This is a genomic window from Stenotrophomonas sp. LARHCG68, from assembly GCF_052871705.1.
The window spans coordinates 1,584,212-1,600,055 of the sequence record NZ_JBIXJV010000001.1 but is presented as its reverse complement, the minus strand read 5'-3'; the positions used below and the strand labels follow the sequence as shown (position 1 = coordinate 1,600,055).

Below are 15,844 nucleotides of genomic sequence, written 5' to 3'. Positions count from 1 at the left end.
CGCCCCGTCCTGCTCAGGCACCGCGCATGGGCGCGGCATCGCTGCCCGACGGGCGCACGGAAACCCGGTTCCTGCCACCGCGCTTGGAGGCGTACAGCATCTCGTCGGCGGTCTTCAGCACCGCCTCGATGTCGAAGCTGCTCTGCGGCCAGTTCGCCACTCCCAGGGAGACGGTGATGCTACCGACCTTGGGAATCTTCATTTCCTCCACCGCCCGGCGCAGGCGTTCGGCCACCTGCGTCGCGGTTGCCAGCGTGGTGGACGGCAGCAGGATCAGGAACTCCTCGCCCCCCACGCGCAGCGGCACGTCGTAGGCACGGCAGGCTTCACGCATGCGCTGCGCCAGGCAGCGCAGGGCTTCGTCGCCGGCGTCATGGCCGTAGGTGTCGTTGACGACCTTGAAGTGATCGATGTCCAGGGAAATCACCGAGAAGGTGTTCGCCTGGCTCTCGAAGGTCCTCAGCGCATCGTCCATGCGCCGACGGTTGCCCAGCTGGGTCAGCGGATCGGTCGCGGTGTCCTCGCGCAGCTTGGAGAAGCTCTTCTGGATGGCATCGATGCCCATCAGCATCGCCTTCTTCAGCTCCCGCGATTCGAAGTACCAGGACTTCACCGAACGGATGTCCCCGGCCGAGGCCGGGTCGTCCATCTTGCGGGCACCATCGGCGAGCAGGCGCAACGGCCGCGAGATCAGGCGCGCGCTCCAGAGCAGGAATGCCAGGGTGAGCAGCATCGCCGGCAATGCCTTGTACAGCGTCGACTGCATCAGCTCGGTGAGCGGCGCCAGGGTCGCCGCCTGCGGACGCTGGGCGACGATGCCCCAACCGGTCGACGCCACCGGCGCATAGCCGGCCAGCATGCTCACGCCATGCGAGTTGACGGCAGCGCCCTTGCCGGACTCGCCGGCGGCGACGCGGTCGACCACCGTGTTGTTCTCCACGAAATCACCGATCCGCTGCGGATCCGGGTGATAGATGATGCGCTTCTGCCGGTCGACCACGAACAGGTACGAACCATCGACGTAGAAGTGCTGGCCCAGCAACCGGTCCAGGATGTTTTCCTTCTGCAGGTAGATGGCGCCGCCCACAGCGCCCAGGTACTGCCCGGCCGGGGACACGATCGGATGGTTGATGAAGACGATGAAGTTGCCGGTCGCCGACTGGTACGGTGCGCTGATCAGCGGCCGCTTCTCGCGCAGCGCCGCCTTCACCGCTTCGCTGTTCAACACCCTGCCCTGCAGCCCGAGCGCCTCTGGCGACGTGGCCAGCACCTTGCCGGTGGCATCGAAGATCGTGATCGAGTTGAAGCTCTTGCTCATCATCCGCAGCCGCGTGGCCTCGCCGCCCAGGCGGCCCACGTCGTCCATCTGCGTTGCCAGCAGTTGAGCGGTGTACGCCAGTTGCAACTGCGAGGCCTGGAGGAAATCCTCCGTGCTCTTGGCCAGCTTGCTCGCATACGCGTAGTTGCTGTCCAGCGTTGCGTCCATCAGCTGCTGGCGCTGGACCGTATAGCTTGCATAGAACGTATTGGCGAACGGCACCAGTGCTCCGAGGAAGGTGAGCACCAGGATGAGCTTTCGTAAATCCATGAGATCCAACGCGAACGTGTGACGGGTGTTGCCGCGGCTTTCGCTCGAATCCCCGGGTGCGCAGCCCCCTGCCCGGAACGGCGCATTCTACCGATCCACTTCCCTGCGGGCGATGTCAGCCCCGCCATCGGCCTGCCGCCTTTCCAGGCGGGCCTGGAGGGATACCCGCGGCACGCGGGAGGCGCCGGCACCCAAGAGCCGGTTCACGACGAGCCTTGCGGGCGTCTCGCGCCATGTTTTGGGCCACGGCGGCCGGCGCACTGGAGTTTGGGCTCGCAGCGCAGAGGCCCTCCCGGTGAAAAGAGGGCTGGCGGCACATGGCCGCCACCGGCAATAGTACATGCGGCATCACCACGCACGTCACATGAATAGACATTTGCTGACGCGCAGCTGCAAGACGCAGGACAGGCCAGGACAATCGCCAGACAAAAATCCCGCGCGGCACGGGTGCCACCCAGGCCAGCGATGGCGCCCGGCGGCAGCAAATACAACGGACAGCAAAAAGCCGCTGCAGGCAGCGGCTCTCGGAAAGCTTGGCGGACAGAGTGGCCGTTTCGGGCTTCTCTCGCATTCTCCTGATGGCGCAAAACCCAACAGAATCAATGCCTGAGACTCCACACCCTTATCTTGCCTTCTCATAGAATCCGGCCCCGAAACATGGGGCAAATGATGGGGCAGATTTCATGGCAAGACCTATCCACCGCCTGAGCGCCAGAGCGGTTCAGACCCTGACGAAGCAAGGTTACCACCCTGATGGTGCTGGCCTGTACCTGCTGGTCGGGCCCACGGGTGCCAAGTCCTGGGTGCTTCGATACCAGAAGGCCGGCCGCCGGCGTGAGATGGGACTGGGTTCCACCTCCCTCGTCAGCCTCGCTGAAGCGCGGCAGGCCGCCGTGGCACAGCGCCGCTTGCTGGTCGCCGGCGAAGACCCGATCACCGCCCGTCGCGCCTCCCGAGCTGCAGCCGCGACCTTTGGCGATGCCGCAGACGCCTACATCGAATCCCACAAGGCTGGTTGGAAGAACGAAGCCCAAGCCGCCCAGTGGACCCAGTCCTTGAAGGACTACGGCCCTGCCCGGCTTACGCCTATCGACGAGGTCGACACGGCCATGGTGATGGCTTGCCTGCGTCCGATCTGGGAAAAGAAGACCGTGACGGCCGGCCGGGTCCGCGGCCGGATCGAGCGAGTGCTGGATTGGGCGCGGGTCCATGGGATGCGGGATGGCGAGAACCCAGCCAGGTGGCGCGGCCACCTCGACCACCTCCTGCCGAAGCCGTCGAAGGTGCGCAAGGAGAAGCACCACGCCGCCATGCCCTACGCGGACGTGCCCGCCTTTATGTCCACCCTGGCGGAACGAGACGCCCGATCCCGCGGCGCCTTGCGTTTCACCATCCTCACAGCCGCTCGCACTGATGAGGTTGTTGGTGCCGATTGGTCAGAGTTCGACCTGGAGGCCCGGGTCTGGACCATCCCGGCCGGCCGCATGAAGGGAGGTCGTGAGCACTCGGTGCCGCTGACCGCCGCGGCCATGGCCATCCTCGAACCCCTCAGCCGGAAGGAACCGCCGTTTAAGCTGTCCGAGAACGCCATGCTGTACCTGGTGCAGAAGCCGGCGCCCAAGGGGCTGGGCCTGCCCTTCACGGTTCACGGCTTTCGGTCCAGCTTCCGCGACTGGGCAGCCGAGGAAACCGAGACGCCCAATGAAGTGGTGGAGATGGCACTGGCCCACGCGATTCGGAACAAGGCCGAGGCCGCCTACCGCCGCGGCGCACTGCTTGATCGCCGGCGGGTGTTGATGGAGGAATGGCAGGCGTTCTTAGGCCTCTAACACCACAGCCAAGCCACTGTTTTCATTTGATTCCTTCAGAATCCCACAATTGGCGGCAACCCAAGATCACTCCAATCAGAGTGATTTGCTCAATTCGTCAAATCGGCGTTGCATGGCTTAACAAATCGCCGATTCGGAACAGTTCGGCGCTTTACAAAATGAAGGACCGGCTCTTCTCCGCGATGGGTTTGTCTGGGACGCGGCTTCAGCACTTCGTACGCAAGGCGTACGAAGCCCTGCACTGTTCCGACGAAATCCGTCGGAACTATCCGGTATCGATGTGCGTACGAAATTCGTACGCAGTCAGGGGTTCAGAGTGGCGACGAAATAGTCCGGCTTCCCGACCGTGCCCCACTGGCGCACCGCGGCGGCCACCAGCGCCTTTGCCTTCATCGGGTCCATCGGGAAGGTTTCGCTGTAGACGTAGTAATCCACCCACCCGTACTCGCCGGCCGGGTCCACCTCGCAGGACAGGTGCAGCAGGAAATCCCGGTCGTCGTCGGTGTCATCGGGCTTGATGCCCAGCTCCTCCCGCAGCTCGCCGGCCAACAGCCGGTTGTGGGGCCGCATGGCGTCGGCGACCACGATGCCGTGCAGCATCAGGTCCACGGCAACCATGGACATCGATCTGGGGGTGCGGAATACGGGGATCTTCATGCGGCCGCCATTGTATGGATCGGAGATGGCCGGATCACGACGAGCCTTTCGGGCGTCAGCCGCTGCAGAGGGGGAGTCAGCGGCCCGGCTGTGCGGGGTCAGGGGAGTGTCCCCGCACCGATAGGTTGCCCCACCCCGCTCTCAGATCCTGCGACGATCGCCCAGGCCCGCACTAGCCGGCCCGTCTCACCCCCTGAGCCAGCCCGGGCGCATCATCCCGGCCATGGCTACCCTCACCCTCCCCGATCAGTTCGCCTGGCGCCCGCATGCCGGCAGTGGCGCCCTGACCTTTCGCGGCAAGATCGCCGGCCCAGTCAGCCCGCTGCCAGACGACAGCGCCATCATCGAGATGGTCGCGGCCTGGCTAGTCCACATGGGGGTCAGGCCGAACGACTCCCTTGCTGGCAAGATCTAAGTGCCCTCCTCCTCCCGTCAACTTACCCTGTCAAGCTGACTACTACGTGGGTCTGCGGGTCAGTGTTGCCCTGCGGCGGCGAAAGGTCGATGGGCAGGACAGACGGCAAGGCCTCGACTTCGCCGTCATCACCGAGTACCGAGATCCTCTGCGCATCGAAGCCGCTGATCGGGTCGGCCATACGTCACTCCACCCAGAGGACTGCAGTGTGGGTCGTTGGTGACGTGCCGGCGGTGCACCCAAACGCCCCTCCGAGACCGATGTAGGTCCGGGGCACAGTACCTACGAGGGCGGCTTCGAACGTCTGACCCTCGGTGACTTCGCCGGCGATGTTGGACGCCGTACCGACCAGGGGGCGCCATTTGGGCAACGGGACGAAATGCAACGGAAGCTGTGGAGACAGCCCTACTTTGGAGTCGGTAACCGCGAATGGAACAAAGCCCAAGGCGCCGCCGGTCGTGAGCGAGAACGAGGGGAGGTACCGGGCAACGACGGATTGGGGCGCCTGGGCGCGTTGGCCGTTGACCGAGGCCCCGACCACCACGACTCCTTCTGCAGTGGCGGCCCCAGCATTGTCGTTGATGCGCTCCACGATCCAGTCGCAGCAGCCGGTATAGGTGGCGGGGTAGTACCCGAGCCCGAATGAAATTGCGAAAAAGCCCGCCGAATGGGTGGCATAGCACGTTGTCGAGGCAGTGCTCGGGGAAGTACCGGGCACTGACGAGATCACGGCGGTTGACGTAGCTGGGACGAGGTTGCCGGCCCCGTCGGTCTCCTTGCCGACCTGTAGCGTCGTGGCATAACGGTTTGTGGCCGCGCCAACGCCGAACTGAAACTTCAGGAACACCGGTGCGGAACTCTGCAGAGAGTCTGCAAAACGCCACATGCTGTAGCCGGCAAATGTGCTCGCGGCCGGGAGCGTGACTGTCGCGGAGTTGATCTGCCCCGTGTCAGTCGTTCGCACGAGGCCGCAGGCAGCAAGCATGCTCTCAACCTCGGACACGAAAGCTCGAAACGTGGCATCCGAGGCAGTTGAGTTAAGCGTGACGGTTCGAATGATGCGGGGCATGGTCTAGCTCCGGAAGCCGGTGAGCGTCAGCGTCGCGGCTTTGATGCCGACGCAGGCGGTGCATATGAACTGGAGGGTGTCGCCCGCTGCGACGTCGACGTCCCAGAGTGACAGGTCTGAAACGATGGCTTTGTCGACATTCGACAGCGTCGGCGGTGCGCCACCGCAAATGCTATTGAGGGACGACGGCGGGTACGTTGCGAACGACGTCCTTCGAATATCGATCTGGACCGTGCCCACCCGGTCTGCGATCAGCGCGGCGCCGGTAACCGTGAACCCGAACGGCACATACAGGGACTGAGCTGCGCCCACTTCGATGACACCTGCCCCACCACTGAAACTGGCGGTAGGGAAGCAATGCGAGGAAGGTCCCGGCACGCCGGCGTCCCCCTTTTCACCCGGAGCACCTGGTGAGCCCTGCAGGTTTCCTGCAACCGACCATGCGCCAGACGCTTTCGCATAGACGTCATTCGTCGTGGTGCGCAAGTAGTAGTCACCGTCGGCGCCCAGGGAGTTCGCCGGCACGGCCGTGCCACGCAACCAGGCACTGCCGGAAGCGCCGTTCGCGCCCTTCAGCGGCACGCCCGCCGGCCAAGCCCCCGCTGCTTTCGGACCGTAGAGCATTGGGGCGGTCGAGCTCGGCCAGATCGCATAGTCCCCGTCTTGCCCTTGGCCTGCGGTCGGCGCGGCGGAGACGGTGATGATGGTGCTACCGCCAGAGAAGTATGGAAGGTCGTTGTAGCGCGTCACGCCATCGCCGAGCTTCATCTTCAGCGTGTCAGTCTCGATGACAAGCTCTCGCCGCAACGGCACTTCATTGAGCGCGGCAACGGCGGCCTCGGCGCCACCACGCACAAGGAACCGGTAAGAAATGACCTCGGCCATCAGGTGATCTCCCCCGCATCGATGATCACTTCCGGCCGCGTCCAGGTCGTCGCAACGATCTCGGCGACTGTTGGCGGGCTTGAGCCGAGCGTCAGGTCGACCTGCACGCGGAACAGCTGCAGGCTGGGCCCAGCATCGTTCAGCGAGTACAGCTCGATGACATAGGCCCCAGCAGCCGGTAGCTTGATCGTCGCAGTCGTGCCGGCGACGTCCTCTCGCGAAGTGACAGGAACAAGATCGCCGGTCAGAACGCGAACGCCGAACCGGGTCAGCGGCGCCGGGGTGATCGACGGCATCAGGGCGTCGAACAGCTGATCAGCCTGGGCGTCCCGATCCCGGGATGCCCAGGTCACCACGATGTTTCCTGTCACTGCAACAGGCGCAGCAGGGTACAGCGTGCCGTTCACAGCGCATCGCGCCGGCGGATACGGGCGCCCCACGCGACCGACGATCGGCACAGTGATCGTCAGCGCGCTTGCAGTGTCCAGGATCTGCATGCCGGTCGACGTCAGCAGCTTCACCCGGACGGACTCGCCCGCAGCGTACTCGACCAGGTCGGAAACCCCAGCGTCGTCGTAGAACCATATCTGGCTGCCGGCGGCATGCTCGGCCGGCATCGTGTCCGCACACCCCCGCCCCAGCGTGATCACCCCGGCATCCGTATCCACCGCATCGACCCGTACGATCTCGCCACCCCAGAGGGCTGCCGAGCCCACAGCGATGGAATCGGCGTGGGTGATCGATGCCACCGCGATGGACTGCTCGAGACGGCCGATGACGTCGGTCAGCGGATCGCCTGCGACGACAGCCACCGGGCACCATTCGCCGATACCGTCCTGGTTGTAGGTTCCGGTCACGTCAGCAACCGCAAGCACGAAGTTCCGCCCCCCCGCGGCGGGCTGATCCGCGGCGGCAATCACGTAGCCCGCGTCGGGCGCAAGCACGTCCAGGTTCGCGCGGTCGATACGCTGCACAAGCTCTATGTAGGGAGCTTCGAGCGCAACCTGCTGGGCGATCGGATGCGCGGTCGGGTCCGGGCGCGTATCGACCCCTGGCTCAACTTCAACAAATGCGCTGGCCGGCAGGCTATACGTGTCTTCCGAGGCCACCAGCTTCACGCTGCTGCTCTTGAGCGTTCCGCTTTGCTTCTCCCCGAGCAAGCAAACCATTTCGGCGATACGGCGCTTCGGCGACTTGAGCCGGAAGTACTGGTTCGGCCGAATCGCCCGTACGGCGTCAGGGATCACCACGAGCTCTTGGGCCCTGGTCGGCGTTGCCCCCAGCCGCACGTCGCGCTCTGCGAGCCGCGTCGCAAGCTCAGCAGTGGGAACTTCCGGATACTCGACGTCCTGGTGGATCAGGCCGAAAGCATCGATCAACGCCAGCACTTGGGCCGGCGGCGTGTTGATCGACTCCTTCTTGTTGGGGTCGAAGTACTTGACGCTGATACTGTTCACTGCGCCGTCCAGAATCGACGGCTGCATCTTGAAGTCCAGGATGTCGTCATCGCCGATGATCGGCAGGTCTTCGAGCACATAGTCGCCACGCGCGAGGTCGAGGTAATACTGGCCGTCGACCAAGCTGCGACTGACGCTGCCGCCGATCAGCTTGCAGATGCGCTGCTCGAACTCTTCCACGCTCTCAGACGACGGCGCGTACTCGGTCGTGATGCCAAAGCCCTCCGAGTACAGGCGGTCGGCAGCCGCGCGGAAGCTGGCATCGTTCATGTTCGCAAGCGGCTCCCTGCCGATCTCGCCGTGCGTGCGCACGTAGTACAGGGCATGGGCTGGATTCATGCCGAACAGACGGCTGTCGGGAACCGCAGGGATGTAGAGCCGAAGCAAGTTCTGGAAACTAAGTCCCGCCCCAGCCGGCCGGACCGTGTACTGGGTGCATTCGAGCGCGCGCGGGATGTACGCGAGGTTCACCACCCGGGAGGTCGTGTTCCCTGCGTGATAGGGCGCCTGCAGGTCGGTCCGGTTGATCGCCTCAAGCACGGCATTGAGCCCGGACTTCATCGAAGCCTCGCCGACCCATTCCGTGTCATAGATGACGTCCTGGGTGTCCTTGTCGCGCACAATCGCGCGACGGGGCAGGTTTGCGGCCGTCCAAGCGCTGTCCCACTCCAGAACAAAGAGCATGCTCTTTGCCAGCCGGGCCTGCGCGCCGCCTGTCCAGCTCAACGAAGACTGGGTCGAAGTTGCCATCTGGCCTTCTGACACGCCACCGAAGTGATTGAATCCGCCGATGGGATCCGGAGCAACGCCCGGCGTTCCGGACATCAGAATTGCGGCCTTCTCGGGATACCAGCACTCCCCATCCCAACCAGCCAGGATCTTGCGGATTTTATGACTGCCCTTTTGGGGGTACGGATTCATCGCCCCCCATTTGCCCTCGAATGCGACCGAGGCCACGCCGCGCCAGGCCGGCTGCTGCGGGCCGAAGATCCGCGCAAGGCGTGCGCTAGGCATTTGATCCGCTTCGCCAAACATGAGGTCCATTTCGCCAACGATGCCGCCCTGGTCCTTCTCGCCACCCCACAGATTCGGCGCATTGATCTGGATCGTCTGGCTATGCGTGGCCACGCCGCTCCATGCGGTCTTATCGCCGCCGCGCAGCTCAAGGTACGCATCGATTGGGCCGATCCCCAGCCCTCCATGGATGCCGAGCTCGTACCAGTACCCGACGGTGACCTTCTTCGATTTACCGCCCACTGACACACTCCCTTGCCCAGTCCACCAATGCCTGCGCCATGGCGTCGTCCGTCGCTTCCAGATGCACCGCGGGAATGCCCTCTCGTATGAATCGGCTCCAGTCCAGACCGTGCTGCAGGAAGAAGGAGTGCGCTCCCCGGCGACAGAAGCCCCCCCGGGCGCTGAAGCCTGGAATTGTGCGCAAATGCGCGAGCGTGACGATCAGTTCGCTCACTTCTTGCCCCCCTTGGTCTTGATCGGCTTTGTTCCGGTCACCCGCCATGCTTGGAAGAACTCATCGCTCACCCAGCAGTCCCCAAAGTGGTGTTTCACGTCGGCGCCGTCTTCTACGGTCGGGGCGTCACCAGCAACGGGCTTCGGCTTCTCGGTCTTCGGACGCATCGCGTACGAAATCGCGGCGGACACCACGAGGATGATCAGCTGCACGACCCACCAATAGACGGCCTTGACCGGCTCTTCGGCCGGCGGCGCAAGGCTGGCCACGGCGACGCGGATCAGCTGGAGAATCACGACGAGCACTGCGAAACAGAAGGTGGCCACTTGCGCGCCTCGGCCAGCGGGGGTGTCAAGCCAGAAGTACCTGACGCGCCAGGCATAGATGTTCGCGCGGCGGCGAAGGCGTCGGATCAGCCCCATGACATCGACACTCCATCCAGGGGGTTCTTCACCGGCTTGTAGATGCTGCCGCCATAGTTGAGGGTGTTGTCACGGGCGACGCACGCTGCCCACGTGCGCGGGCATGTCGGCCAAGCGCTGACGACCGTCCCCACGGCAAGGCCATCGGCCCCGAACATCAAGGCCACAGTGCCGCCGGCGTGACCGGTGATTGAGCGGCGCTCAACAAGGCCGTTGGGGCGCGTCCAGGTGATGTAGCCCCCTCCCAGCGGGAAGGGGGCGGAAGCGAACTCAGCAACGGTGATGCCGGCCGTGGTGACCGAAGTCACCACGCCGCTGACCTCGTGCAGCGCAGCATCGAGGTTACAGCCCCGAATGCCGGTGGAGTATGGCGTCTTCCCACATGTGCGCTGCCATTTCATCCCCTGGCCGCGGGCGCGGGCAAGGCCGCTGGTCGGCTCACAGACCAACTCAAGCACGCTATCAGTAAACTTCGGTTGCGCAACCTCACCTATCCACTCCACAGATGGAAGCTCGGCGCCGTCAGCGTCATAGGCCAGGCAAACCACGCCAACCGGATCGGAAGGGATACTCGGAAACCAATTGTCCCCCAGCGACTGAGTGGGCGGATACTCAACTGCCTGCGGATCAAGCAAATAGCTCATTGTGATGCTGAGCGCATCTTTCGCCCGCTCGACCGTCTGCCGAATCTCACCGCGCTCGATTTGAGCGGCAACGTATGTGTTCCCGTCGATCACAACAGCTCGATCGCCTGAACAGTACCGCCAGACCAGGTTCTGTCGGGTAAAAACAAACAAGTGGATGGGGGACCGACCCCAGCGGCTAATTGCCATGGGCCACCCCGCGAAATGAGAACTCCACCGCCGCTACGTCATCCTTCCACCACTGCAGCCTGACGATGTCTGCCGACTGCGCAGCAAGGAGCATCCACCCGCATTCAACGACCGACGCCAGCGGAAATACAGGCAAGGACTCACTGAGGGCTAACCGCTCGACTGCGCCGCCAACCGAGACAACGGATAGAACGCGACGGTAGAGCAAGGTTCCGTCAGCCAACCGGATGCGAATATCACGCCTTGACGGCGGAAGCGCGTTGCCAGCCAGACCACACGCCTCGACATCGAGTACCGACGCCCCGGCCGAAGAGGCGACGACGCGCAGATCCTGACCAAAGGTCGGCACCCACACAGCACCGAACCGCCCTGCCAGGGTATACAAGCGCGCCAGCAGCGCGCCGATCTCGGTGGCGCCAACGGCGGTGTAGCCAAAGGCCAGCTCTGGCAATGCGTAGCCGCGCTGATCGTAAGCGAAGACTGCGGCGGTGCCGATGTCACGCGTCACGAGCTCACGGGTTGGCGTCCAAGCCGGATCAGCGCCCCAATCGATCGGCAACTCCAGCACCGGGAAGTCCCGATATGTGTTGGCCTCAGCAGGCATTGCGATCGGTAGGTCACCAGTCAGCGCGAACTCCAAACGCAGGGACGCAGCACTACTCGTGAAGCGGGATACCGCCGGCAGCGTGTACAGTCGGCCTGCATACAGGGGGAAAGCCTTGCTCCCGGCTGGCCACGGGCCGCTGACGGGCGCGGCCAGCGCTAACGTGCCCCCCACTACGCTCGCGACGTTGCACACCTCCTGTCGTGCGCCATCGGTTATCAGGACATCGCCTCCGTCCGCGAAGCACGGCGCAACACCTGCCACCGTCAACCCGGTAGAACCTGCCGCAACATCGGCCGTCAGCACGCCACCCCCAGCCGGAAGCGGTACCCTCCATGGCTGTGAGCCGCGCGCAGAGAGCATGTTCTCCAGAAGACGGTGCTGTGCGCCTGCTACCAGCGCCTCAAACGAAATAGTGATGCGCGGCGCATGACGAAGCCGGCGATTCTGCTGGTTGCCCGCCCCCGGGGCAAGCACCTCAGTCAACCACTCGAACTGCCATGCTATATCGCCGCCAACAGGGTAGTCCCACAGAGGGAGTTCAGCCGCCACGCGACAGCCCCCCCCAGTTGTTGCGCACATGGGTGACCACCACTTTCTCGCCTGCAGCGCTGGCCAACGCATTAGCCACCGCATCGTCGCCAATGGCCACAATAGGCGTCGTCAAACCTCCGCCGCTCTTTGCGCCCAGGTTGGCCTCGTATGCAGCGGTCTGACGACGGCTGAGGACACGCTCACCTGTTTGCAGAACAGAAAGACGCTCATCGGCCTTTAGGCCATAGCCGCCGCCATCGTGAAATCTTGGTACATGACCTAACAGAAGCGGGCTGATGCGAACACGGCGCGAGGCCGCGCCCACTCTACCCCCGGCGTGGTACACGCCAGCGGACATTCCGCCACCGCCCCACGATCCCATCATCGACCGGATCGCGCGCAACGCCAACTCCTGGGCGATCATCTTTGCCACGCCAGCGACGAAGCTCTTGACCATGTCAGCGAATGCCGTCTTGAAGTCCTTGGCACCGGTCGCAAGGTCGCCGAGGAAGTCGCCGAACGCGGAGGAACCTATGTCCTCGATCTTTTGCCGGAGTACTTGCTGCGATGCGGTGATACCGGAAATCTGCACGTCGATGGCATCAATTCCAGCCAGGACCGCTGCATGCTCGGGGGTTCCTTCCTTCATGTCGGCAAGAGCAGCATTTGCCGCAACGCGCAGTGCCTGCAAGTCGGAAATTGCCTTTGCCCGAGCTGCGGCAATCTGCCGCTCACCCTCGCTGTAGCCCAGCATGCCGCCCGCTACTTGGGCGCCGACAGAGGACTCCTTCCCCTGCAACGCGCTCGTAATCCGCTCCCCCGCCGCCTTTAGCTCTTCACTCTTGGCTTTGTCCACCAGGCGGTCAATCAGGTTTTCCACCATCGCCCGACCGGCCGCGTCACTATTGGCGTCCAGCTTCTTGAACAGGTCTAGGTACTCTCCTTCAAGTCTGGCACGCTCGACGGCACCGGTGCGGCCGTCCAGCTCCATCAGTTTCAGGTGAACGTCACCCAAAGACTTGGTGAGATCTTCCTCAGCCTTCCTCTGCTCTTGCGCGCCCCTGACGCCGACATCGGCACGCTCACGCTGGAGAATGAGGATCTGTTCCTCCAGCTTCTGACGCTTTCCCATGTCCTTCGTAACCGCAACCTCAGTCCGAGCCTGTGCGATCTCCAGATCGATAGACTGTTGCTGAAGCTCGGTGCGCGTGGCGAAGTACTCGCGCATGCCAATTTCGTTCTCGGCATAGAGCCTGTCTAACTCGGCCAGTGCACGTGTAACGGAATCGCGCAACAGAGCGTTAGATGCTGCCACAGCCTTGCCTTCACCCGCACTGGCCGTTGCGGTAGCACCTGCGCCCCCAGCCAGGCCACGCACCTTCTCTGTCTTTGCCCTGATTTCTGAAAACAATGCCGATACACCACTGGTCAAGTCCGCCACATCCGCGCGCATCATCTGACCGGCGGCTGCAAACCCCGCCACAATCCCTCGCCGTTTGGCAGCGAGGCTATCCATTACTTCACCGACACCAGCCGCATACGTGCGCATGGCAGCGATTGGCCCCTCATCCTTCAACGCGCTCCAGCTGTCGGCGATGTTCTTGAACGCCCCGCCAAGAATCTCTGCCAACCCTTGGGCGGCGGAGATCGCGCCAGATGTCAGTGCCGCTAGCGCCACCGTGACAATCTCCACGGCGTTCTTCACCACAATGCAGATCGCAGCGACTCCGCGAAGCACGGTTGCAAGCCCCTGCCCCACTTCCGCTAACCAAGCCGTCTTCTTTCCCAACCCATCAGCAGCATCCTCGGTATCACGGAGGTTCGCAGCGACCTGCTTCATCAAGAGAAGTATCGGCTCAAAGAACTGCGGCAGATCCCGCGCAACGTCACGCAGAATGGATACGAATCCCTGCGCCGATCCAGTAGCCTCATTCTGATCCTGAATGAACCGGACGAACGAGTTGCGTATCTCAGTGAAGGCGCCGCCGATAGTCTTCGGCATCCGCGCATACTCCGCCTGAAGATCAGCCAGATCCTTCAGCGCCGCCTGGGCAAGATCGCGGTTGCTAACCTTGCCCTCGTTGACGTAAGCCTTGACCTGGCCGGTGGCGATGCCAAGGTGCTTGGCCAGCGACTGCACGATGCGAGTGCCACCCTCGTTGATGGAGTTGAACTCTTCCGCCTGCACTCGGGAACTACCTAGCGCTTGGCCAAACTGCCGCATGACACCCGCAGCTTCCTCACCCGTGCTTCCGGAGATAGCCAGTGCCATTGATACCGCTTCCGTCAACTCCAACTGCTGCTTCTGGTTGAGCCCGACCTGCTCCGCGGACTGGGCCACCTTGCCGTACAGTCCTACCGTATCCTTCCAACTGGACTGGGTGCGCTGAGCAATATCGAATGTCTCCTCCTGCGCGGCATTGAACTCATCCTGGCTCTTGGTTGCCAGACGTAGGCGCCCGCTGATACCCGCCGCTTCATCAGACACCTTGGCCAGCGCGCCCAACGACCGCAAAGAGGCGTATGCCGCGACGAAGCCAACCAGTTGCTGACGGGCAGCCTTTAGCCCGTTGACCCAACCGGACGTGTTCGGCCCTGAGCGACTCGCTTCGTTCTTCAGTTTTGTCAGGTCACCACGCAGCACAGCCAAGCCTTGCTTGATGTCAGCAAGGTCGGCGGAAATGCGAACACGCAGGTTGGGGTTGGTGGCCATCAGCGGGTAAGTCCTTCGATGTACTTCTTGAAGTCGGGGCTGTCGTACTGCGCGGCTCTGGCGGTTACTGCGTCATCGGCCAACCTTCTGCGACGGCTGCGTTCGGCCGCTTCTGTGAATTCCCGTAGCTGGCTGAGCGTGTACTGCTTGATCTCGGTGAAGCTGTGCCCATGCTCGATCAGGAGCTGGATGGCGTCGGCCCAGCCCCAGGCAACTGCCGGGCCATGCCGGCCAGGAGGGGCGCGACGCTCTGCGTAAAAAAATCGCGATTCACCTGGATGCAGACCCGGGCCAAGCGCAGAACGTCATCCAAACGTGCAGCCTTGATGGCATCAACCTTGATGCCGCTCGCAATGGCGAGGGCATCGAACACGGCATCGCCATGGTCACCAATCAACTCGACTAGCTGGATCAGGCTGACATCAACCTCATCACCATCACCGGTCAGCACGTTGCCCGCCAGAAGCGCTTGCAGCACAGGTCGGGAACTACGAATCAGCGGCGGAATGCTGCCTGCGCATACCGGAAGTACCTCCACCTGACTGCCAGCAAACTGAACGGAAGTGCTGGCCGGATCCAGCACTTCCACGCCCGTATCGGCAGTGGGATCAAGCGATAGCCTCCTGCTCAACGACGAAGTAGCGGGATTCGCCTGCACCCTTGCTGGTGTCAGCTTGCAGCGACCCGGTCACCTCGCCTGCGCCGTACTCATCACCGATCAGACCCAACTGCTGCATAAGGCCCCCACTCATCTTGTGGACGCGAATGCGCACCGTCTTGCCGCTTTGCGCCTCGTTCAATCCAACAAACAGTGCCTCATACTGCTTGGCGGAGTTCACAAGGGCCTGCACCTTGGTCTGCGCCGGGTTGACATAGCTCACCTTGATGTTGGCCACGCCACCAACCGGAGCCGGGATGGAGCTGCCGGCCGGGATGAAGATCCCACCGTTCTGGAAGAGATAGTCGTCCCCCTCGTCGTAGGTGGCCGCACCAGCGGCGTCCTTCACCGCAGTGATGCTGCTAGCCAGCTTAGCAAGCGGCGTGTAGCCACCCCCGTATGCCACCACATCTTCATCCACAACATTGCCAGCCACGACCGTACTGGAGGTGGCTCGCAGGGCCCGCGCGAAGTTCTCGGGAGCGAAGTCGTGGAAGGTATAGGCGAGCTCGACTCCAGTGAGGCGCTCGACTTCATTACGGACGCCGCCGCCGGGCTGAGTGTGATCCGCCAGGGTCTTCTTCTCGCTTTGCGGACTCAGCGTGAGGGCGGAGCAGTTCCCCACCGATACAAAAGGCGCGGCAGCACCATACTCGCGGATGAACAGTTCACCGCTGCCCAGGTAGCTTTGGTCTTTCATTGTGTGGAT

15 protein-coding genes are annotated in these 15,844 nt (G+C 63.2%); 2 read left to right on the top strand and 13 right to left on the bottom strand.

Features of this window, described 5'->3' with window-relative positions:
• Window positions 1-13: 13 nt before the first annotated feature.
• Window positions 14-1,588, bottom strand: a complete 1,575-nt coding sequence (locus ACIPR8_RS07160) for a sensor domain-containing diguanylate cyclase (RefSeq protein WP_446540573.1) — start codon at window positions 1,586-1,588, stop codon at window positions 14-16.
• 683 nt (window positions 1,589-2,271) lie between these two features.
• Between ACIPR8_RS07160 and ACIPR8_RS07155 the strand changes: the two genes are divergently transcribed.
• The gene (locus ACIPR8_RS07155; RefSeq protein WP_446540572.1) at window positions 2,272-3,417 is read left to right on the top strand and encodes a tyrosine-type recombinase/integrase; all 1,146 of its coding nucleotides are present in this window, start codon (window positions 2,272-2,274) and stop codon (window positions 3,415-3,417) included.
• Window positions 3,418-3,720: 303 nt separating this feature from the next.
• Here ACIPR8_RS07155 and ACIPR8_RS07150 read toward each other — a convergent pair whose 3' ends face one another.
• Window positions 3,721-4,074, bottom strand: coding sequence for a hypothetical protein (locus tag ACIPR8_RS07150; RefSeq protein ID WP_446540571.1), 354 nt, complete (start codon window positions 4,072-4,074; stop codon window positions 3,721-3,723).
• Between the two features lie 223 nt (window positions 4,075-4,297).
• Between ACIPR8_RS07150 and ACIPR8_RS07145 the strand changes: the two genes are divergently transcribed.
• Window positions 4,298-4,489: a hypothetical protein gene (locus ACIPR8_RS07145; protein ID WP_446540570.1), complete on the top strand. Its 192-nt coding sequence runs from the start codon at window positions 4,298-4,300 to the stop codon at window positions 4,487-4,489.
• A 22-nt stretch (window positions 4,490-4,511) separates the two neighbouring features.
• Here ACIPR8_RS07145 and ACIPR8_RS07140 read toward each other — a convergent pair whose 3' ends face one another.
• From ACIPR8_RS07140 to ACIPR8_RS07090, 11 genes are all read right to left on the bottom strand, one after another.
• Window positions 4,512-4,670, bottom strand: coding sequence for a hypothetical protein (locus ACIPR8_RS07140; RefSeq protein WP_446540569.1), 159 nt, complete (start codon window positions 4,668-4,670; stop codon window positions 4,512-4,514).
• Window positions 4,671-4,673: 3 nt separating this feature from the next.
• Window positions 4,674-5,558: a hypothetical protein gene (locus ACIPR8_RS07135; RefSeq protein WP_446540568.1), complete on the bottom strand. Its 885-nt coding sequence runs from the start codon at window positions 5,556-5,558 to the stop codon at window positions 4,674-4,676.
• Between the two features lie 3 nt (window positions 5,559-5,561).
• Window positions 5,562-6,443 carry a hypothetical protein gene (locus ACIPR8_RS07130; RefSeq protein WP_446540567.1) on the bottom strand — a complete coding sequence of 294 codons (882 nt, stop codon included), beginning with the start codon at window positions 6,441-6,443 and terminating at the stop codon, window positions 5,562-5,564.
• Window positions 6,443-9,157: a phage tail protein gene (locus tag ACIPR8_RS07125; protein WP_446540566.1), complete on the bottom strand. Its 2,715-nt coding sequence runs from the start codon at window positions 9,155-9,157 to the stop codon at window positions 6,443-6,445. Before ACIPR8_RS07125 ends, ACIPR8_RS07130 begins: the two co-directional genes overlap by 1 nt.
• A complete protein-coding gene (locus tag ACIPR8_RS07120; protein WP_446540565.1) occupies window positions 9,147-9,371 on the bottom strand; it encodes a hypothetical protein in 225 nt (74 codons plus the stop codon). The genes ACIPR8_RS07125 and ACIPR8_RS07120 overlap by 11 nt, the downstream gene beginning before the upstream one ends.
• Window positions 9,368-9,793 (bottom strand): hypothetical protein, encoded by a 426-nt coding sequence (locus ACIPR8_RS07115; RefSeq protein WP_446540564.1) that lies wholly within the window; start codon window positions 9,791-9,793, stop codon window positions 9,368-9,370. The genes ACIPR8_RS07120 and ACIPR8_RS07115 overlap by 4 nt, the downstream gene beginning before the upstream one ends.
• A complete protein-coding gene (locus tag ACIPR8_RS07110; protein ID WP_446540563.1) occupies window positions 9,784-10,530 on the bottom strand; it encodes a phage BR0599 family protein in 747 nt (248 codons plus the stop codon). Before ACIPR8_RS07110 ends, ACIPR8_RS07115 begins: the two co-directional genes overlap by 10 nt.
• Before the next feature lie 85 nt (window positions 10,531-10,615).
• Window positions 10,616-11,782 carry a hypothetical protein gene (locus tag ACIPR8_RS07105; RefSeq protein WP_446540562.1) on the bottom strand — a complete coding sequence of 389 codons (1,167 nt, stop codon included), beginning with the start codon at window positions 11,780-11,782 and terminating at the stop codon, window positions 10,616-10,618.
• Window positions 11,772-14,477 carry a tape measure protein gene (locus ACIPR8_RS07100; protein ID WP_446540561.1) on the bottom strand — a complete coding sequence of 902 codons (2,706 nt, stop codon included), beginning with the start codon at window positions 14,475-14,477 and terminating at the stop codon, window positions 11,772-11,774. Before ACIPR8_RS07100 ends, ACIPR8_RS07105 begins: the two co-directional genes overlap by 11 nt.
• 178 nt (window positions 14,478-14,655) lie before the next feature.
• Window positions 14,656-15,066, bottom strand: a complete 411-nt coding sequence (locus ACIPR8_RS07095; protein ID WP_446540560.1) for a hypothetical protein — start codon at window positions 15,064-15,066, stop codon at window positions 14,656-14,658.
• Between the two features lie 19 nt (window positions 15,067-15,085).
• Entirely contained in the window at window positions 15,086-15,835 is a 750-nt protein-coding gene (locus tag ACIPR8_RS07090; protein ID WP_446540559.1) for a phage tail tube protein, read from the bottom strand.
• Window positions 15,836-15,844 lie beyond the last annotated feature (9 nt).